The following is a 19,572-nucleotide window of genomic DNA, read 5'->3' on the forward strand; positions in this document are numbered from 1 at the left end:
TTTAGGCTTTCTGATACGATGCCGGGTGCGTGTGTGCAATCACACGAGCAACGCGACGGCGAAAAACAGCAGCGGGATCATGCCGGTATCGCGGTTTGCGCGAAACAATCGTAACATTTTGGCTGAATTGTGAATGTCGAGGCCACGCAACTGCCATGCCATATGCCATCCCATTGCCCATGGCCCCGCTATCGCAACGACGAGCGCGAGGATAGAGGCCTGCGGCAAGGCCGCATAGATCACGGCGATTCCCATCAGACCCACGGTTGCCATCAGGAAGCGCCGCAACCATTGCGAGGAAGCGTCGCCGAACAGCCGCGCAGTGGATTTCACGCCGATCAGCGCGTCGTCCTCGGTGTCCTGGTGGGCATAGATGGTGTCATAGAACAGCGTCCATGCGATCCCGGCGAGATAAAGCACGACCGCAGGTGCGTCCAACCGCCCCGTATGCGCGGTCCATGCCAGCAACGCGCCCCAGTTGAAGGCGAGGCCCAGAAAGACCTGTGGCCACCATGTGAACCGCTTTGCAAAGGGATAGATGGCGACAGGCACCAGGGCCAGCACGCCCAGACGGATGGCAGCGGCGTTGAATGTCAGCAGGATCACAAAGGACACGAGCGCCTGCACCACCATCCAGATTGCGGCACCCGACACGCTGACCTGTCCCGACGGGATGGGCCGCGAGCGTGTCCGCGCGACTTGCGCGTCGATGTTGCGGTCGGTGATGTCGTTCCACGTACAACCCGCCCCACGCATCAGAAAGGCGCCGATGCCACAGCCGGCGAAAATCCACAGGTCGTGCCATGATGCCTTCCCATCGTAAAGCATCGCAAGGCTTAACCCCCACCAACATGGCAGCAGTAAAAGCCAGGTGCCGATAGGGCGGTCGGCGCGCGACAGGCGCAGGTAGGGTCGTGTCGGCGCCGGGGCATAGCGGTCGACCCAGTTGCGGGCATAGGCATCGGAAACGACACCTTTTGTGTCTTCATCTGGCGCAGGCGCATCGTCTTGCATATATCCAACCCCATGGACGCAAAAATCAGATTGTATGTAGAGCACCCTTTGGGGGAGGAGCAAACGGTTCCTTTGGACCGAGCGCAAGCGCATTACCTTTTCGGCGTGATGCGTCAACCTGTCGGCGCACAGGTGCTTCTGTTCAACGGGCGCGACGGCGAATGGCGCGCGCAGGTGGCGCAGGCGGGTAAGCGCGGCGGCGTCCTGATCTGCGTCGAGCGAACACGCCCCTTGCAGATGCCGCCGGACCTGTGGCTGTGTTTCGCCCCGATCAAGAAGGCGCGTACCGATTTCATCGTCGAGAAAGCCGCCGAGATGGGGGCCGCGCGCATTGTGCCGGTTCAGACCGAATTTACCAACGCGGGCCGGATCCAGCGTGATCGGTTGCAGGCCCATGCGGTCGAGGCGGCGGAGCAGTGCGGCGGTACCTACGTGCCCGATGTCGCGGACATGGAGCGGTTCGACCGCCTCTTGGACGATTGGGATTCTGCGCGCCGGATCATGTTCTGCGACGAGGCGCTGGCCGGTGGAGATGCAGCGTGGTTGGGCGGAGAAACAGGCCCGTGGGCGATCTTCATCGGACCCGAGGGCGGGTATTCACCGCGCGAACGCGCCCGTCTCACGGCGTCTGACGCCGCCGTTGCGGTTCGCTTGGGGCCGCGTATCCTGCGCGCTGATACGGCCGCCGTCGCGGCGATGACACTGTGGCAACAGCACTTTGGCGACTGGGATTGAAAGGACGCGTGATGACATTCTTTCGCCCTGAAGCAAAAACCGCCCTCTGGCGCTGGCGTGAGGTTCTTGTCGCGGCCGCGATCTTTGTCTTAGGTCTGTGGTGGACCTGGGGGCCGGGGCAACTTTTGGCAATTCCCGGCGCGGCGTTGATGCTGGGTGGAATCGCGCTGGCTCTGATCGGGGTGCAAAGAGGCCGGTTTCGAGGTGATGCGGACGGGCCCGGCGCGATTCAGGTCGAAGGGGGGCAGATCGCCTATTTCGGGCCGTTGACGGGCGGGGTTATCGCTTTGGCCGATCTGGAACGGCTCAGTCTTGACGCTACGGCGACGCCTCCGCACTGGTTTCTGGAAAGCAAGGGACGTGACGGATTGGCAATTCCCGTGAACGCCGCCGGATCAGAGGCTCTGTTTGACGCGTTCGTTTCCCTGCCGGGCATCAGAACCGAGCGGATGCTGGCGGAACTGCGGTCCGGCAAACCACAAACCGTCGTGATATGGGAGCGCACCCCCTTGCGCCCGGCCCACGCGCTGCTGCATTGACGGGGCACCGAAACTCCGCAAGGTTGCGGATCAACAGATCACACGGCCAAGCGGGAGCGCCCATATGTCCATTCCACAGTCCGGCGGCGGGCCGATCGAGCATCATGACCAGTTGGCCCAGTATCTTGCAGACGGCTGCAAGCCCAAGGATCAATGGCGCATCGGCACCGAACACGAGAAATTCGGCTACTGCAAGGACAAGCATTTGCCGCTGCCGTATGAGGGCGAACGCTCGATCCGGGTGATGCTCGAAGGGCTGCGGGACCGCCATGACTGGGCACCCGTCGAAGAGGGCGGTAAGTTGATCGGACTGGAAAAGAACGGGGCCAATGTCTCGCTGGAACCGGGCGGACAGCTTGAGCTGTCGGGCGCACCGGTAGAGACGATTCACGAAACTTGCGACGAGGTGAACGCGCACCTGCGCGAGGTCAAGGATGTGGCCGACGAGATCGGCGTCGGCTTCATCGGTCTGGGTGCCGCGCCCGAGTGGACCCACGAGCAGATGGATCTGATGCCCAAGGGCCGCTACAAGCTGATGAACGACTACATGACGAAGGTCGGCACGATGGGCCGCGTCATGATGCGGCGGACCTGTACGGTTCAGGTGAACCTCGATTTCGGCTCTGAAGCGGATATGGTTCAAAAGATGCGCGTGGCCGTGGCCTTGCAGCCGCTGGCGACGGCGCTGTTTGCCAACTCACCTTTTTTCGAGGGCAAGCCGAACGGCCATAAGAGCTGGCGCAGCCGCGTGTGGCGCGATCTGGACGACGCCCGCACGGGCATGATTCCCTTCGTCTTCGACAGTGGTTTCGGCTTCGAGCGCTGGGTGCAATATGCGCTCGATGTGCCGATGTATTTTGTCTATCGCGACGGTAAATACATCGACGCCCTCGGGATGTCGTTCCGCGACTTCATGGACGGCAAGCTGCCCGCATTGCCGGGCGAGGTGCCGACGCTGAGCGATTGGGCGGATCACCTGACAACCGCCTTCCCCGAAGCGCGCATGAAGAAGTTCATCGAAATGCGCGGTGCCGACGGCGGGCCGTGGCGGCGCCTGTGTGCGCTGCCCGCGTTCTGGGTCGGTCTGATGTACGATCAGACGGCGCTGGACGGTGCCTGGGATCTGGTCAAAGGCTGGGATGCCGAAACGCGCGAAGGCCTGCGTGTCGCAGCCTCTGTCGACGGTCTGCAGGCCAAGGTGAACGGCGTGGATATGCACGCGCTGGCCCGCGAAGTGCTTGTGCTGTCAGAGGCCGGTCTGAAAGCCCGCGCGCGCAGCGGTGCAGGTGGTTTGGTGCCGGACGAGACACATTTCCTCAATGCGCTGAAAGAAAGCGTCGAGACGGGCAAGGTGCCCGCTGATGAATTGCTGGACTGCTATCATGGGCCATGGAACGGGGATCTGAGCCAGATCTACGATGCATTTTCCTACTAGCCGAACGCCTAGACTGAGGCGGTAGGTTTGAGGACGCGACTTCGGTAGTACTCCGAAATCTCGGCCTTGCGTGCATTCGCCATCTCCGGCGTGACGGGGCGGTCTTTCTCGAACAGCACCGCGTAGCCCTGCATGGCCCGCTTCTGGGCATCGACGGCGACGGGTTTGCCCGCAGCGTCTGTCGATGCCACCTTTGGCGTGCCGTAGATGGTCGTGCGGTTCTGCGTCGGCAGAGCGTACATCACCAGCAAGACCAAGCCGCCGAGGCCGGGTACCAAACCGACCAGTCCCCAGAATCCGGAAAAGCCTGCGTCGTGCAAACGGCGGATGCCAAGCGTGGTAAAGGGGACGAGCGTGATCGCCGCGACGGCAGTCGAATAGAAGGTCAACGGATTGAGCGTTGCCAAAGCCGGCTCGCCGGATGTCCGGACTAGCGATATTATCGAAATGACATCGGCCGCAACAGCGGCGATGCCGAAAAGTGAGAACGCCAGAAACACCCACCAGAACTCAGCGCGCGTGGCGCGACCCGAAACATTGAAGATCAAGGCAAAGGCCTGGGTAAGGGCGGTGAAGGGTCCGGTCATGGCTGCTTTCCTGAAATGGTGTCCAATACCATTTGAATCGCAGCAAGGCGCTAAAAGGGGGAAAGTAAGGTAAAAACGTGATGGGTTGGAACAGGGAAATCCTGCACCGGCGCTTGGTGCAGGCGTCCGCCGCTGCTAGCTGCCGTTCGACCGGTTGATCGACACGCTGAAGATCCCCGAGGAGAGGTGTATCTGTTGCAAAGTCTGGCGCGACCCCGACACTGCATAGGTCAGGCGCATGCGCGCGGACGAGATCCGCAGCGGTGACAAATGCCCAGGCCCCGCGATAACCCGGTAGGACACCGGACACACAAGCAGCACTCCGTTCCGCTCCGCCGGTTCAGGGATCAGCGCGATCACGCGACGCCCTTCATAGATGCGTTGCGTAGGCGGGCAGCCGTTTGCGTGGACCAATGCGCCCAAGGCGGTGATGGGATCGGTCACAGCTGCCGGCACCTGTGCAATGTCCGAAAGGGCGGTCCGCTCGCTCGCGGGTTCCACGTCCACGCCGGTCGCCCGTCCTTCCGAGAAATTCACGCTCACCGCTCTGGATTTACGGGATGATCTGCTGATCCCGGTAAACGTGGTGGTCCCCGCCCCGGAGGTGCGGCGCGTTCCCTCGAATGTCCCGTTAAAAACGCCCAGTGGCGTATTGTCGAGGGTGGTACGCAACTGCCCGGCTCCGCGGGTGTCGATTGCCATCCACCCCAGTGTCTTGCCCCCCAGCACGACATCAAAGTTCTGCGCCGCGACCGGCGTTGCCAGCGCCAGTACCGCAAAGACGGCAGTTGTAATCTTCATGATTGTACCGCTCGATCTGCCCGGTAGGCTTCGACAAAGGCGATGACCTTTGGAGCGGGCATCTCGCAGGGGGCCAATCGTGCGCCCGCCGCGAGATCGTAGTAGTTGAGGCTGATGTAGTCCGAACGGTCCAGTGCTTCGGCGACCAGCTTTGTTGAGCGGCCCGCGTTGAAAACGGTTCGCGTGGCGGCGTACCGCTTGCCGCACGCCTCACCGGTCGAGGTGCCTTCGGGGATCCCGGCGAGTGCGCGGGAAAATCCTTTGGGGGCCGGAACGCTCACTGCTTCTGTCCGATTTTCGGTTCGGTTCCCGCTTTGACCCGCGCGATATTGGTGCGGTGACGCCAGAACACGATGAGCGTCAGTATCGCGCCCATCACCAGCCCGTAACCGTAGCCCATGAACACCATCAGGAATGTCGAGGCGGCCGCCGATACCAACCCGCCGAGGGAGGACATCCGGCTGGCGAATGCGGCGACCAGCCAGACCGCGCAGCTGGCCAGCCCCACCGGCCAGGCAAAGGCCAGCAGGATGCCAAGAAACGTCGCCACACCTTTGCCGCCTCGGAATTTCAGCCAGATCGGGTAGCAGTGCCCCATCATCGCCGCCACTGCCGCGATCTGGGCTGCGTCCTCTCCCGTCAGCGCGCGCGCGAGCAGCAAGGCAACCGCCCCTTTCGCCGCATCCAGCACCAGCGTTGCGGCGGCGGCGGGTTTGGAGCCTGTACGCAGGACATTCGTCGCCCCGATGTTGCCGGACCCGATGTCGCGCAGATTACCCAGACCCATCATCCGCGCGATCAAGACGCCAAAGGGGATTGATCCGATGAGATAGCCGATCACGACCCAGAGGATCAGCAGGGGTGCGGCGGTTTCGAACGCAGGCATGGCGAGATCCTCGTTTCAGCTTTCAAAGACGCAGTTGCCCGCGACATAGGTTGCGCGCACCTTACCTTGCAGGCGCATGCCGTCAAACGGGGTATTACGCGATTTCGACCGCAGTGCTGCACGGTCCATCACGAAAGGAGCATGCGCATCGAACAGCACCAGATCGGCGGGCGCCCCGGAACTCAGCCGCCCGGACGGCAGGCCAAGCCGTGAGGCGGGGTTGAGCGACATCGCGCGCCAGAGCTGAGGCAGGGTGATCATCTCGGCATGCCACAGGCGCAGCGCGGCGGGCAGCAGCGTCTCCAGTCCGACGGCACCTGAGGCGGCCTCCTCGAAGGGCAGGCGCTTGCTTTCCTCATCTTGCGGCGTGTGCATCGAGCAAACAATGTCGATCAGGCCGGACGCCAGGGCCTCGACCACGGCCAGCCTGTCGTCTTCATCGCGCAGCGGTGGCTTGAGTTTGAAGAACGTGCGGTAGTCGGCCACGTCCAGCGCGTTCAGCGTCAGATGGTGGATCCCGATACCCGCCGTCACGTCCAGTCCGTTGCGCTTTGCACGGGCCAGCGGCGGCAGCGCGCGGGCGGTGGTGATCTGGTCGGCGTGATAGCGCGCACCGGTCATCTCGACCAGAGCCATATCGCGGTCCAGACCCATGCGTTCGGCCATGACCGACACGCCCGGAAGGCCCCTCAGGGACGCGAACTTGCCAGATGTGACAGCGGCCCCCTTGCTCAGGATCGGCTCTTGCGGGTGCGCGATGACCAGCGCACCCAGACCGCGCGCGTAAGTCAGTGCGCGGGAGAATACCTTGGTATCGCTGACGACGTGGTCGCAATCTGTAAAAGCTACCGCGCCCGCGTCCATGAGAAATCCGATCTCTGTCATTTCGCGGCCTGCACGCCCCTTCGTCAGCGCAGCCATCGGCAGGACATTGACCGGAGACGCTTCATTGGCGCGACGGGTAACAAATTCGAGCGTTTCGGGATTGTCGATCGCCGGGGTCGTGTCGGGGCGGGTGATCATCGTAGTGACCCCGCCTGCCGCCGCCGCCAGCCCGGCGGAGCGGTAGCTCTCCTTGTGGCGCTCGCCCGGCTCGCAAACCTTCACACCCAGATCGACGATGCCGGGGGCAAGGAGTCGGCCCTTGCAATCAATCACCTCGCCTTCGGGATTGTCGATGCCGCCCGCGATGACCGCCGCAATGCGGCCGTCCTCTACGCTGACCGATCCGGTGAACACCGTCCCCGCTTCGGGGTCGATCAGCTCGGCGTTGATAAAGTGAAGTGTCATAGCGTTTCTTTCCGCGATTGCCGGTTCATGCAAGTATCCGCTGCCGCGCTGCCAGGATCTGCTGTGCGATTTCGCGCGGGCGTTCGACATAGGCAATGCGCACACGCTGTCCCCCTGTAAGATAAATCACGACGGTCCATCCCAATCGCGCACGCACATCGAGAATATCCGAAAGCGGAAGGATGCTGTCGCCTTCGGTACCGTGGCAGATCAGTGCGGACTCTTCGAGCGTCCAGCGCTCTTGCCGCACCCGTCGCCACTTTAGCGGATCCTCGAACAGGGTATTATAGGCCAACGCCAGCACGGGTGCCGTATACAGGGCCTGCCAGAAGCCGGTGGTCGCACCGATGATCCAGCCCGCCAGCGCGGTCAGGACCAGAGTGATCGCCCCGACCAGAGCAGTGCGGCGCAGATATACCGGCAGCGCAGGTGCCCATGTAGCCCTGCAGGGTGTCATCCGGCCATCCACACCATACCCGCTGCCACCGCGAAAGCGACAATCAGGGCAATCGTTGCGATGCGACCGGACATCTTGGGATCGGGTTTGGGTTCCTTCATGCGAATATCCACCACAGCAGCAGAAGAGCGACAACTACCGTGATCGCAACCATTGCGCTGCCGCCGCGGCCGCGCTTTGGCGTTTCGGGGGGCTTGGCGACACCGGTGTATGGTTTGGCCGAATCCGACGGGATCGGCGCGGCGGCGTGGCTGGTGCGCGGTTCGGCGTAGGTGCCGATAAGCGTCAGATCACGTCCGGGTGTCAGACTTACCGACTGTTCGCTGGCCACACCGGAGAACAGCACCAGGACGTAGCCGTCCAACGCCTCCAGCCGCCGCTTGTCGGAATGTATGACCTGCGGATCAAGCGCATAGCCTTCGGCAAGGTAGCTGGGCAGGCCAACACCTGCCAGATCGGACAGCGCGAACAGTTCGAAATCATCGTCGCTGACAGGATGGTCGAGCAGTCCGCGCGCGACCTGCGCCTTGGTCTGCTGTTTCAGGTCACGTGCCATTTCGGACATCGGTCGGGAAACCGAGAAAACGCGGATAACACCGCTTTCGGACTGCGCAATCTCTATAGGGGCCATGTCAGTTCATCCTCGCGGGTTGGGGCGTGCGTGGGTCATGCAGGTATCTTTCGTATAGTCTTTAGCAGGCTCGGCGCTGTCTCAAAAAAATCGAAACCGAGCGTTTTGTTACCGACGCCGCGCAGGAAATGCACAACCGGCGTCGTCATGATGGAGGCGAGGTAGGCCTTGACGCGGGTCTGATCAATGTCGACGCGAAGGAACAGCGCGCGAATTGCGCGGATAGGGATCAATACCAGAATACCGCAGGCCGCCAGCAGCCACATCTTGCGCGAGGGGCGGTGTGTGACGAGGATGCCCACAGCCAAGGCGGTGAGACCGTAAAGCTGCCAATTGCGGCGGCGCAGACTTGGCGTGGATCGACCGGCCAAACGCAGTTTTCCATTCGGTTCCAGTGTGCTGTCCCAGAAAGCTGATGCGGTCATGGTACCTCCGCACGGCTCTTGGACAGATTGCGAGCCAGAAGATCCATCGCGGCCATGCGCACGGCGACCCCCATCTCGACCTGATCCTGAATAACACTGCGGTTGATATCGTCGGCAAGCGTACCGTCGATTTCGACACCGCGGTTCATGGGGCCGGGGTGCATCACGATCGCATCGGGCCGGGCGTGGGATAACTTTTCCGCATCCAGGCCATACCGATGGTAATACTCGCGTTCGCTGGGGATAAACCCGCCATCCATGCGTTCTTTTTGCAAGCGAAGCATCATCACGACGTCCGCATCCTTGAGCCCCTCATGCATATCGTCGAATACTTCGACCCCGAATTCTGCGATCTGCGCGGGCATCAGGGTGGGCGGCCCGATAAGGCGGATGCGGTTTTCCATCTTGCCGAGCAGGATGATATTGGATCGTGCCACGCGGCTGTGGGCGATATCGCCGCAAATGGCGATGGACAGCCGGTGTAGCCGGCCCTTCGCGCGCCGGATCGTCAGCGCGTCGAGCAACGCCTGTGTCGGATGCTCATGCCGCCCGTCGCCGGCGTTCAGCACGGCGCAATTGACCTTCTGGGCCAACAGATCGACAGCGCCAGACTGCGGATGCCGTACAACCAGCAGATCAGGGTGCATGGCATTGAGGGTCATCGCGGTGTCGATCAAGGTCTCGCCCTTCTTGATCGAGGACGCCTGCATCGCCATGTTCATCACATCCGCGCCAAGCCGTTTGCCCGCGATCTCGAAACTCGCCTGCGTGCGGGTGGAGTTTTCAAAGAACATGTTGATCTGGGTAAGCCCCGCAAGCGCATCACCGTGTTTGTGCTGCTGGCGGTTGAGGTCCGCATAGGTGTCTGCCAGATCGAGCAGCGCCGTGATCTCTGTCGGATGCAGCGGCTCGATGCCAAGCAGGTGGCGATGGGCGAAACTCATATCGGGACCTTGCTCTGTTCGGGGCTGTTATAGGGGGCCATGCAGAGGGCGGCAAGAAGCGGCAGGATATCGTGTGATCGGCCATTTCGGTCGGCGCGTGGGCGGCGTAGGTTGAAGAAATGGAATCAGTGGATTTTCACACGGCGAAGGCGCTGCTGGACTGGCAGATCGAATTGGGTGTCGATGAGTGCATCGGCGATGTCCCGGTCAACCGTTATGAGCTGCCGGATAAACTGGCCAAGCCGCAGCGCGCGGAGGCCAAGCCCCACCTGACCCGTGGCCCCGTGGCGGAAGAGCAGCGGGATCCAGTGGCCGAAGCTGCGCCCGCGGCACAGGCGGCCACTACGCTGGAAGAGTTGCGCGCTGCGATGGAAGCGTTCGATCTGTGCGATCTCAAGCGCGGGGCGCGCAATATGGTGTTCTCGGACGGTATCGCAGGCGCGCCCGTGATGATCGTGGGCGAGGCACCGGGGCGCGAAGAGGACAGGCTGGGCCTGCCGTTTGTTGGCGCAGCGGGACAACTTCTTGACAAGATGTTCAGTGCGATCGGCATGGGGCGAACGCAGGCAGACGCGCCGATCTACATTACCAATACGCTCCCCTGGCGACCGCCCCAGAACCGCGACCCGAAACCCGAAGAAATCGCCATGATGAAGCCGTTCTTGCTGCGCCATATCGAACTGGCCGATCCCAAGGTGCTGGTGATCATGGGCAACTGGGCTTGCGCCGCTCTTTTGGGCAAGCGCGGGATCACGCGCTTGCGCGGGGCGTGGACGCAAGCGGCGGACAGGCCGGCGCTGCCGATGTGCCATCCAGCGTATCTGCTGCGCACGCCTGAGGCGAAAAGAGACGCTTGGGCCGACCTGTTGATGGTGAAGGCGGCGGTAAGCGGATGATTGATACGGTGATCCTGCTGGCCTTCGTGCCCGCTGCGCTGGCGCTGAACGTGACACCGGGCCCGGATATGATGCTGTGTCTTGCGCAGGGCATGCGGTCAGGCCGGATGGCCGCGTGGTCGGCAAGTGCGGGGGTCAGCGCGGGCGCGCTGGTGCATGTGACGGTGGCGGGACTGGGTCTGGGCGCAGTGGTCGCCGCAGTGCCGCAGGCGTTCACGGTGATCCGCTGGATCGGGGTCGCCTATCTGGTGTATCTCGCAGTGCAGGCTGTGCGGGGCGGTGCGCTCAGGACGGATGCAAAGGGCATGAGCACAGCGCGCGCGTTCCGCGCAGGGCTGTTTACGAATCTTAGCAATCTCAAGGTGATCTGGTTCGTCTTGGCCTTTATCCCACAGTTTGTCGTGCCGGAGGCCGGTCCGGTGTTTTTGCAGTTTCTCGCGTTTGGTGCGATGATCGCACTGGGTGGATTTGTGGTCAACGGGCTGGTTGGGGCCTATGCTGGCACTTTAGGCCGGACATTGATCCAGAGCAGCAAGGCGCTGGGCTATTTCACCGGCAGTATCTACATGGCGCTCGCCGCGCGCATGGCTGTAATGGAGTAGACACATGAGCCGGATCGACGACAGCAAGGAATTCATCGCCGTGCGCATCGCCGTGCTGACGGTTTCGGACACACGGGATCTGGCGCAGGATCGGTCGGGAGACGTGCTGACCGGTCGGATTGCCGATGCGGGGCATGTTCTGGCAGACCGCAAGATTATCCGCGACGAGCGCGACGAGATCGCCGAGCAGTTGCGCGCCTGGTGCGCGGATCCCCAGATCGACGTGATCCTGTCAACCGGCGGCACCGGGCTGACGGGCCGCGATGTCACCGTCGAGGCGCACCGCGACGTCTACGAGAAGGAAATCGAGGCGTTTGGCACGGTGTTCACGATGGTGTCGATGCAGAAGATCGGCACCAGCGCCGTTCAATCCCGCGCGACAGGTGGCGTGGCCAACGGCACCTATCTGTTCGCACTGCCGGGCAGTCCCGGTGCCTGCAAGGACGCGTGGGACGAGATTCTGCAAAAGCAGCTCGATTATCGACACCGTCCCTGCAATTTTGTCGAAATCTTGCCGCGTCTCGACGAGCATCAACGCCGGAAATGATGGTGCTGCGACCATTTCGCTCTTTGTAAATTTCAGAATGATGGCACAACGCTGCGTGCGCGACTAGACTGGCACGCACACGATGTGTGCTATCTTGTTGGAGAAATCGGCAATGAATGGATAAGCATGCGTTTTCTTAGGCAAAGTATGATCGGCCTATTCCTTGCGGCGGCAACGCTTGGCTTGCTGGTATGGTCGGTGCAGATGATCGGCAGCGCCTTGCAGACGCGCATGGCCGACGCGCCCGAACCGCCACCGGCACGGGAGCGGGTTTTTACGGTCAACGTAACGGAAGCGCGAATGTCGCGCGCGACTCCCGTTCTGGAGAGTTTCGGAGAGATCGCAAGCCGTCGGATGCTGGAGTTGCGCGCAGCCGGTGGCGGACGCGTTGTGGCTCTTGCCCCGGGTTTCGAGGATGGCGGGGTTGTGGCGCAAGGCGATGTTCTTGTGCGGATTGACCCGGCTGATGCACAATCCGCAGTTGCCCGTGCGCAAAGCGATTTGGCCGATGCGCAGGCCGAACAGCGCGATGCGGTGCGGGCGCTGGATCTGGCGCGCGACGAGCTGACTGCGGCTCAGCAACAGGCCGAGCTGCGCGAACGGGCCTACCGCCGTCAGATCGACCTGGCGGATCGCGGCGTGGGCACGACCACGGCGACGGAGACGGCGGAACTTGCCGCTTCGGCGGCGCAACAGGCCGTTCTGGCCCGCCGGCAGATCGTAACGCAGGGCGAAGCGCGCATCGATCAGGCCGCGACCAGCGCCGCCCGAGCGGGTCTTGCGTTGGACGAGGCGCAGCGGAGACTTGACGACACGGTGCTGATCGCTCCGTTCGATGGTACGCTCAGCGATCCGACAGTCGTTGAAGGCCGTCTCGTCAGCGCAAACGAACGTCTTGCGGATCTCATCGATTCTGACGATCTCGAAGTTTCCTTCCGGCTTTCCACGGCGCAATACGCACGGTTGCTGGATGCGCACGGGGAAATCCGGCGGGCGGATGTGGTGGTGACGCTAGAAGTGGCGGGCGTGGATCTGACCGCGATGGGCCGTGTGACGCGCACATCCGCAGCCGCCGGCGAAGGACAGACCGGGCGTCTGGTCTTTGCCTCGCTTGGGCCGTCGCCGGGGTTCAGGCCGGGCGATTTCGTGACCGTGCGGGTACAGGAACCACCGCTGGAAAATGTGATCCGCCTGCCGGCGTCGGCGGTGGATGCCGAGGGCCTTGTGCTGCTGTTGGGTACGGAAAACCGGCTTGAAGAAGCGCAGGTCACGGTGGTGCGCCGTCAGGGGGATGACGTGCTCGTACGGGGTGACATCGTGGGGCGCGACGTCGTCGAAGCCCGGTCACCGCTTTTGGGGGCCGGTATCGCGGTAAAGCCACTGCGCCGGGACGAGGACGCAGCGGCAAAGCCCGAGCCGCACATGCTGGAATTGACGGAGGCCCGCCGGGCAAGACTGATGGCCTTCGTGAAAGGCAACCAGACGATGCCACAGGAGGCCAAGGCACGCGTTCTTGCCCGGCTGGCCGAACAGATGGTTCCCGTGAAGATGGTGGAGCGCATCGAAAGCAGGATGGGCGGGTAGAGCATGGCGCGCGACATTCCAAGACGGGCGCAAGGTATCCTGTCGTATTTCACCCGCCACCGGACGGCGGCAAACCTGTTGCTGGTATTGTTGCTGGTGGCGGGATTCACGGCGGCGCCCAACATGCGCGCGCAGTTCTTTCCCGATGTGATCATCGACAATGTGAATGTAACGACAATCTGGCAAGGCGCGGGCGCCGAAGATGTGGACGAGGCGATAAGCCAGGTTCTTGAGACGGCGCTTCTGAGTCTCGAGGGTGTAGAAGGATCGAGCAGCGCGTCGCGCGAGGGCAGCAGTGTGATTTCGCTGGAGTTCGAGCCGGGCTGGAACATGGCGCGCGCCGCCAACGACGTGCAAACAGCAGTCGACGCTGTTACCGGCCTGCCGGAGAATGCGGAAGATCCCGAAGTGCGTCGCGGTGTCTGGCGCGACCGTGTCACGGATGTGGTGATCACCGGCCCCGTCGACCCGGCACAATTGGGCCGTTTCGCCGACGAGCTTGTGACGCGGCTGTTCGCGGCTGGTGTGACGCGGACTACGGTGCAGGGGGTCGCCGCCCCGCAAACGCTGGTCGAGGTGCCTTCGTCCAGGCTGATCGCCTATGATGTGTCGATGGCCGAGATTGCCGCCGCCATTGCGGCGGAGGTGAACGCCGATCCGGCCGGCGATGTGACGGGGGCAAACGCGCGGGTGCGTACCGGTACCGCCAAACGTACGCCGCAGGAAATCGCCCAGATCACGCTGCGTTCCAATCCGGACGGATCAAAGCTGTTTCTGGGGGATGTGGCGACGGTCCGGGCCGAAGGGATCGACCGAGAGGTTGGGTTTTTCGTGGGCGACAATCCGGCCATGTCGATCCGGGTGGACCGTGCCGACAAGGGCGACGCCATCGGCATCCAGCGCGCGGTCGAAGAGGTTGTGACCCAGTTGCAGGCGAGCCTGCCGCCGAGTGTGAGCGTGGAGCTGATCCGCACCCGCGCCGCCGCGATCACAGGCCGGCTCGATCTGCTGATCGAGAACGGATTGATGGGCCTTGGACTGGTCGTGGCGCTGCTGTTCCTGTTCCTGAACGCGCGCACCGCATTCTGGGTGGCGGCGGGCATTCCCGTTGCGATGGGCGCGGCGATTGCGCTGATGTATCTGGGCGGGCTGACGATCAACATGATTTCGCTGTTCGGGTTGATCATCACGCTGGGCATTGTCGTGGATGATGCCATCGTGGTGGGCGAACACGCCGATCACCGATACAGGCTCGGCGGTATGAGTGCCGCGCAAGCCGCCGAAGGTGCGGCGCAGCGCATGGCGATGCCGGTGTTTGCAGCGACGCTCACGACCGTGATTGCGTTTTTCGGTTTGGTGGTCGTGGGCGGGCGTTTTGGCGGGTTGATAAGTGACATTCCTTTTACGGTGATCGCCGTTCTGGTCGCCTCGCTCGTCGAATGCTTTTTGATCCTGCCCCACCACATGTACCACGCCCTTGCCGCCGCCGACAAAAAGCGGATCGCGGGCAAGGGTAAATTTCTCGTCGGTACTTTGGTAAGCGCAGCTACCGCAGGAGCGCTGGCTACGGCGGCGAGTTTCCTTGGTGTCTACCTCTTTCGTCGCCTCACCGGCGCGCAGATGGACGGGCTTTTTGCGGCGGGACAGGCGCTGGCCCTCGTTGGCGTGCCAGGAGTTTTCGCGGCGTTCGTCCTTTGGATGATTGTTCGTCCGGCACGCCGCCGCGCGATCAAGCGGGGGCTGGCCCTGCACGGGATCGACACCCCTTCGGTGGTGGTCAACGGCGGCTTTGTCTGGATGCGCGAGCGGCTGTTCCGTCCGTTCATGGCGGGGGTCATCGCGGCACGCTATGTGGTGCTGGCCGGGGTCGTCGCGGTACTGGCGTCGCAGGTGGCGATGTTCATCCGTGGCGATGTACAATGGCGGTTCTTCAACGCGCCCGAGCGTGGGTCGGTGACCGGCAATTTCATCATGGCCGAAGGCGCGAGCCGCACCGACACGATAGAGATGATGCGCGAGATGCAGCGCGCGACCGACGCTGTTGCAGCGAGGCTCGAAGCCGAGCACGGGGTCAATCCGCTGGACTATGTCATGGCCCAGATCGGCGGCAACTCCGGCTTTGGCCTGTCGGCAGCCGACGGCAAGGACGGCGATCTGCTGGGCGGTATTTCAATCGAATTGATCGATGCCGATCTGCGGCCCTATTCCAGCTTCGCCTTTGTCGCCCAGCTGCAGGAGGAAGTCGTCAATCATCCGCGCGCGGAGCTTGTCAGTTTTCGGGGCTGGCGGTCCGGTCCGGGCGGCGACTCGTTGAGCGTCGAATTCTATGGTGCGGCCACGCAGACCCTGAAAGATGCCTCCGAAGCGCTTCAGACAGCACTTCTGCAATACCCCGAAGTGAGCGCGGTGCAGGACAATCTTGCCTATGACAAGGAAGAACTGATCCTCGATCTGACGCCGCAGGGGCAGGCGTTGGGCTTTACCATCGACGATCTTGGGCGTGTGCTGCGCAACCGGCTGGGCGGGATCGAGGCGGCGACCTATCCCGATGGTCCGCGCTCAGCGGCGATCCGGGTGGAGCTTCCCGAAGGCGCGCTATCTGCGGATTTTCTCGACAGTACCCGCATGCGCACGCCCGCGGGGAACTACGTCGCGTTGGGTGACATCGTGAGCGTTACTCAACGCACCGGGTTCAGTACCGTGCGGCGCGAGAACGGGATCCGGCTGATTTCCGTGACAGGCGACATCTCGGAGGACGACCCTGCCCGTGCCAGCGAGATCAATCAGGCGCTGACCGATGATATTCTGCCGCGCATTGCATCGGAACTGCAGGTCGAATACCGCCTTGCGGGGCTGAGCGAGCAAGAGACCGAATTTCTGACCGATGCGCTCACCGGGTTGATCCTGTGTCTGACAGGTATTTTTCTGGTGTTGGCGTGGGTTTTCGGAAGTTGGACGCGACCAGTGGTGGTGATGGCAATCATTCCCTTCGGGCTGGTCGGCGCGATCTATGGGCATGCCGTGTGGGAGGTGCCGCTGAGCATGTTCACGGTGGTGGGTCTGCTCGGGATGACGGGCATCATCATCAACGATTCCATCGTTCTGGTAACGACGATCGACGAATACGCCGTTGATCGCGGGCTGATCCCGTCGATTATCGATGGCGCCGCCGACCGTCTGAGGCCGGTCATGTTGACAACGCTGACCACTGTTCTCGGAATGGCCCCCTTGCTGTTCGAGCGTAGCCTGCAGGCACAGTTTCTCAAGCCGACCGTGATTACGCTGGTCTATGGGTTGGGCTTTGGAATGATATTGGTGCTGCTGGTGGTTCCGGCGCTGGTCGCGGCACAGCACGATATCGGACGCCAGATCACAGCGATGCGGCGCGGGCTGCGCGCGCCTGCGGTCGGGCTTCGGCTTGGGCTTGCATTGCTTTGGGTGGTGATCCTGGGCTGGGGCGCGCTGACGCTGGGGTTTGCCGCGTGGCAAGGGGCGCTCTTTCCAGCGTTCGTGGTGGCACTGCCGATGCTAGCGAACATGTCCGCAATGGCCGCGGCACTTGTCCTGTTCATCGCAGGGGCGGGGCTGTGTGCGCTTGCGGGATACGCGGCTGGCGCTGCGACGATGCTGCTGCGCCGCCGTTTAGTCTAGCAGACCGTTGTTTCAGCCGGGGCTGCACCCCTGCAAATCGACCGCGTGTGATGCCCCCAGAACCGTGAACCGCATTTTCGAGCGGTCTATGGCAAGTGGAACCGTCGCGCCGGGCACCATTTCTGCCCTTGCCGTCAAGACATTGCCGGAGCGGATTGTCTGTGCCTCGGAGACCCAGACATCGCGGCGCCCTGTTTCGATCACGACATGTTCATCGCCTCCGGTGTGGGGCAGGGTCAGGCGTGCCGTGACCACCAATCCGTCTTGCGTCGGGCTGAGCGTGCAGGTCACGGGCCCCGCACCTGCCTCGCGCGCAGTCAGAGGACGTTCGGCCAGCGCTGCGGCAATCGCCGGGACGATCTTGGCACTGCCGGTTTCGAGCGTCGCGTCAAGGTGCAGGGTTTCGGGCACGCATATGTCGCTGCATACGCCGATGTCCATGCGCAGTTTCAACGTGACCGGCGCGCCCGGCTCTCGTGGTGCGATGCTCAGCGGCAAGATCACCTGCGTGCCATAGCCGATGGACCGCATGCCGTTCTGGTCGAACACTTTCGGCGTTGGCCAGCTAACCGTGACACCTGCCAGATTGTCGGAGCCAGTCCATGAAAAGTCTGGCGGGATGCCAGCATCGCCGGGTGCGCGCCAGTAGGTTTTCCAGCCGGGAGCAAGCGTAAGGCGCACCGCGCTGACGCGCGAGCCGTCGGCCTGCTGCCACCCGGTGATAATCTCGCCGCGTACCGGCGTGCCGACGGGATCAGAGGCACGCGCCGTGCTGGCGCAGGCGATGAAGGAGACGGCAAGAAGCATTTTGTTCATCATGCGACCTGTTTGGCGGGACCCGCTCATTTTGCCAAGTCACATATCAGATAGGGATGTGACAGTGATGCCCCTTGCAGGCTCAGTGCGCGCTGGGCAAACTGCGGACAGGATGAAGAGGAAGGATCGGCTATGGAACTGGCAGGGCAGCTTTTGATCGCGATGCCGGGCATGACCGATCCCCGCTTCACGCGGTCGGTCATTTTCATATGCGCCTATTCCGACGATGGCGCGATGGGGCTGATCGTGAACAAACCCGTGCAGGATAAATTGCTGCGCGACGTGATAGAGCAGCTGTCACTCGACACCGGCCCGGCGCTTGCCGACGCGCCGGTTTATTTCGGCGGGCCAGTCGAAACGGATCGCGGATTCGTGTTGCACGCTGCCGAGCAAACCAGCCTGCGCGCCTCGCTTGAAGTGCCCGGGGCCTTTTCGGTGACCGGCACGCAGGACATTCTGCGCGATATCGGTAACGGCACCGGCCCCGATAAATTTCTCTTCGCGCTGGGCTATGCCGGTTGGGGCGCCGGCCAACTTGAGGAAGAGATCGCGCAAAACGGATGGCTCACCGCGCCAGCGACCGCAGAACTGATGTTCGGGACGACGGATGACGGGAAATGGGACGCTGCCGTGCGCAGTATCGGGATCGAACCGGTCAGCCTGTCATCGACGGCGGGCCGCGCCTGAGCGATCAGTCGCGCGGTGCGGCGGCGCGAGTCAGACGATCGTTTATCGCAACGCCAAGGCCGGTCATCGGGATCGGTGCGACCGCAATCGGACGGGCCAGCGCGTCGAGCCTGTGCAGATGTCCGAACAGATTTGCCGCCGCCTCGGTGAGGTCGCCGCTGGCCGACAGCGTAAGATCGCCCGGAATATCGCCGAACCCGAGCATCACCTCCCCCGTTCGCGCCGCCCGCGCATTCAGACGCATGAGGCACCGCGGCGCGTAATGCGACGCCAGTTGCCCCGGCGCGATAACATCGTCTCCGGTCGGGGAAAGGACCGGAGCGCCCAGCAGCGCCTCTATCGTGTCCGCAGAAAGGCCACCCGCACGCAACAACACGGGAATATCGCCGTCGAAGCCGATGATCGTGCTTTCAAGGCCGACGGGGCAGGGACCATCATCGACGATCGCAGCGATCCTTCCGTCCAGACCCGCATGCACATGCGCGGCGGTCGTGGGGCTGATCCGGCCCGATGGATTGGCCGAGGGTGCCGCAAGCGGCCCACCGAAAAGGCGCAGGAGCGCGCGTGCCGCAGGATGGGCGGGGACGCGCAAGGCAACCGTGGGATTGCCCGCCGTGACAAGCGGCGACAGCCCATAACCTTCTTTCAGCGGCAGGACGAGCGTCAGGGGGCCGGGCCAGAAGGCAGCGGCCAATATATCGGCCTGTGCATTGAACACTGCCAGACGGCGCGCTGCGGGCACATCCGCGACATGCACGATGAGCGGATTGAAGCTGGGCCGTCCCTTTGCCGCATAGATCGCGGCGACGGCTTCGCCCTGCCGCGCATCCGCGCCGAGGCCATAGACAGTCTCGGTCGGAAACGCGACAAGATGCCCCCTGCGCAGGAGTGACGCGGCCTGCGTCAGTGCTTTGTGCGTCGCCACGAGGTGTCTGGTTTGTTCAGCCATGCGAAACTCCTGAAGCTTTGACGCCGCGTTTTGGTTGCGCTCGCCGCACTTGCTCTACATCGTACAGCCAAACCGGTGATCCAAACGCATCGCCGA

At 62.9% G+C, this 19,572-nt stretch carries 21 protein-coding genes; 9 read left to right on the top strand and 12 right to left on the bottom strand.

Annotated elements, in window-relative coordinates:
• Nucleotides 1–39 precede the first annotated feature (39 nt).
• Nucleotides 40–1,014: a 4-hydroxybenzoate octaprenyltransferase gene (gene ubiA, locus Q1A06_RS11670; protein WP_299563443.1), complete on the bottom strand. Its 975-nt coding sequence runs from the start codon at nucleotides 1,012–1,014 to the stop codon at nucleotides 40–42.
• A 12-nt stretch (nucleotides 1,015–1,026) separates the two neighbouring features.
• Between ubiA and Q1A06_RS11675 the strand changes: the two genes are divergently transcribed.
• The 3 genes from Q1A06_RS11675 to Q1A06_RS11685 all read left to right on the top strand — a co-directional run bounded on the left by Q1A06_RS11675 (nucleotide 1,027) and on the right by Q1A06_RS11685 (nucleotide 3,723).
• Nucleotides 1,027–1,749 (top strand): 16S rRNA (uracil(1498)-N(3))-methyltransferase, encoded by a 723-nt coding sequence (locus Q1A06_RS11675; RefSeq protein WP_299563445.1) that lies wholly within the window; start codon nucleotides 1,027–1,029, stop codon nucleotides 1,747–1,749.
• 11 nt (nucleotides 1,750–1,760) lie between these two features.
• Nucleotides 1,761–2,288, top strand: coding sequence for a hypothetical protein (locus tag Q1A06_RS11680; RefSeq protein WP_299563448.1), 528 nt, complete (start codon nucleotides 1,761–1,763; stop codon nucleotides 2,286–2,288).
• A gap of 64 nt (nucleotides 2,289–2,352) precedes the next feature.
• Entirely contained in the window at nucleotides 2,353–3,723 is a 1,371-nt protein-coding gene (locus tag Q1A06_RS11685; RefSeq protein ID WP_299563451.1) for a glutamate--cysteine ligase, read from the top strand.
• 8 nt (nucleotides 3,724–3,731) lie between these two features.
• On the opposite strand, the gene Q1A06_RS11690 is transcribed toward Q1A06_RS11685, so the two are convergent.
• From Q1A06_RS11690 to Q1A06_RS11730, 9 genes are all read right to left on the bottom strand, one after another.
• The gene (locus tag Q1A06_RS11690; RefSeq protein ID WP_299563454.1) at nucleotides 3,732–4,310 is read right to left on the bottom strand and encodes a DUF805 domain-containing protein; all 579 of its coding nucleotides are present in this window, start codon (nucleotides 4,308–4,310) and stop codon (nucleotides 3,732–3,734) included.
• A gap of 135 nt (nucleotides 4,311–4,445) precedes the next feature.
• Nucleotides 4,446–5,111 (bottom strand): hypothetical protein, encoded by a 666-nt coding sequence (locus tag Q1A06_RS11695; protein ID WP_299563457.1) that lies wholly within the window; start codon nucleotides 5,109–5,111, stop codon nucleotides 4,446–4,448.
• A complete protein-coding gene (locus Q1A06_RS11700; RefSeq protein WP_299563460.1) occupies nucleotides 5,108–5,392 on the bottom strand; it encodes a hypothetical protein in 285 nt (94 codons plus the stop codon). The genes Q1A06_RS11695 and Q1A06_RS11700 overlap by 4 nt, the downstream gene beginning before the upstream one ends.
• Entirely contained in the window at nucleotides 5,389–5,997 is a 609-nt protein-coding gene (plsY, locus tag Q1A06_RS11705; protein ID WP_299563463.1) for a glycerol-3-phosphate 1-O-acyltransferase PlsY, read from the bottom strand. The genes Q1A06_RS11700 and plsY overlap by 4 nt, the downstream gene beginning before the upstream one ends.
• A gap of 15 nt (nucleotides 5,998–6,012) precedes the next feature.
• Nucleotides 6,013–7,287 (bottom strand): dihydroorotase, encoded by a 1,275-nt coding sequence (gene pyrC, locus Q1A06_RS11710; protein ID WP_299563466.1) that lies wholly within the window; start codon nucleotides 7,285–7,287, stop codon nucleotides 6,013–6,015.
• 25 nt (nucleotides 7,288–7,312) lie between these two features.
• Nucleotides 7,313–7,744, bottom strand: coding sequence for a hypothetical protein (locus tag Q1A06_RS11715; RefSeq protein ID WP_299563469.1), 432 nt, complete (start codon nucleotides 7,742–7,744; stop codon nucleotides 7,313–7,315).
• 97 nt (nucleotides 7,745–7,841) lie between these two features.
• Nucleotides 7,842–8,375: a hypothetical protein gene (locus tag Q1A06_RS11720; RefSeq protein WP_299563472.1), complete on the bottom strand. Its 534-nt coding sequence runs from the start codon at nucleotides 8,373–8,375 to the stop codon at nucleotides 7,842–7,844.
• A gap of 35 nt (nucleotides 8,376–8,410) precedes the next feature.
• On the bottom strand, nucleotides 8,411–8,800 hold the full coding sequence (locus Q1A06_RS11725; RefSeq protein ID WP_299563475.1) for a hypothetical protein: 390 nt from the start codon (nucleotides 8,798–8,800) through the stop codon (nucleotides 8,411–8,413).
• A complete protein-coding gene (locus tag Q1A06_RS11730) occupies nucleotides 8,797–9,744 on the bottom strand; it encodes an aspartate carbamoyltransferase catalytic subunit (RefSeq protein WP_299563478.1) in 948 nt (315 codons plus the stop codon). The genes Q1A06_RS11725 and Q1A06_RS11730 overlap by 4 nt, the downstream gene beginning before the upstream one ends.
• Nucleotides 9,745–9,863: 119 nt before the next feature.
• Between Q1A06_RS11730 and Q1A06_RS11735 the strand changes: the two genes are divergently transcribed.
• From Q1A06_RS11735 to Q1A06_RS11755, 5 genes are all read left to right on the top strand, one after another.
• A complete protein-coding gene (locus tag Q1A06_RS11735) occupies nucleotides 9,864–10,640 on the top strand; it encodes a uracil-DNA glycosylase (protein WP_299563481.1) in 777 nt (258 codons plus the stop codon).
• The gene (locus Q1A06_RS11740; protein ID WP_299563484.1) at nucleotides 10,637–11,242 is read left to right on the top strand and encodes a LysE family translocator; all 606 of its coding nucleotides are present in this window, start codon (nucleotides 10,637–10,639) and stop codon (nucleotides 11,240–11,242) included. The genes Q1A06_RS11735 and Q1A06_RS11740 overlap by 4 nt, the downstream gene beginning before the upstream one ends.
• Before the next feature lie 4 nt (nucleotides 11,243–11,246).
• Nucleotides 11,247–11,789 carry a molybdenum cofactor biosynthesis protein B gene (gene moaB / locus Q1A06_RS11745; RefSeq protein WP_299563487.1) on the top strand — a complete coding sequence of 181 codons (543 nt, stop codon included), beginning with the start codon at nucleotides 11,247–11,249 and terminating at the stop codon, nucleotides 11,787–11,789.
• Nucleotides 11,790–11,915: 126 nt separating this feature from the next.
• A complete protein-coding gene (locus Q1A06_RS11750; RefSeq protein ID WP_299563490.1) occupies nucleotides 11,916–13,373 on the top strand; it encodes an HlyD family efflux transporter periplasmic adaptor subunit in 1,458 nt (485 codons plus the stop codon).
• A 3-nt stretch (nucleotides 13,374–13,376) separates the two neighbouring features.
• On the top strand, nucleotides 13,377–17,024 hold the full coding sequence (locus Q1A06_RS11755; protein WP_299563493.1) for an efflux RND transporter permease subunit: 3,648 nt from the start codon (nucleotides 13,377–13,379) through the stop codon (nucleotides 17,022–17,024).
• A gap of 12 nt (nucleotides 17,025–17,036) precedes the next feature.
• Here the strand turns inward: Q1A06_RS11755 and Q1A06_RS11760 are convergent, their stop codons facing one another.
• Entirely contained in the window at nucleotides 17,037–17,843 is an 807-nt protein-coding gene (locus tag Q1A06_RS11760) for a protein-disulfide reductase DsbD domain-containing protein (RefSeq protein WP_299563496.1), read from the bottom strand.
• A gap of 129 nt (nucleotides 17,844–17,972) precedes the next feature.
• Here Q1A06_RS11760 and Q1A06_RS11765 point away from each other — a divergent pair, with 129 nt between their 5' ends.
• Complete coding sequence (locus tag Q1A06_RS11765; RefSeq protein WP_299563499.1) at nucleotides 17,973–18,527, top strand: YqgE/AlgH family protein; 555 nt, start codon at nucleotides 17,973–17,975, stop codon at nucleotides 18,525–18,527.
• Between the two features lie 4 nt (nucleotides 18,528–18,531).
• Here the strand turns inward: Q1A06_RS11765 and Q1A06_RS11770 are convergent, their stop codons facing one another.
• Nucleotides 18,532–19,476, bottom strand: a complete 945-nt coding sequence (locus Q1A06_RS11770) for an L-threonylcarbamoyladenylate synthase (RefSeq protein WP_299563502.1) — start codon at nucleotides 19,474–19,476, stop codon at nucleotides 18,532–18,534.
• Nucleotides 19,477–19,572: the final 96 nt, after the last annotated feature.

The sequence above is a fragment of the uncultured Sulfitobacter sp. genome (genome assembly GCF_947497275.1).
GTDB lineage: Bacteria > Pseudomonadota > Alphaproteobacteria > Rhodobacterales > Rhodobacteraceae > Sulfitobacter.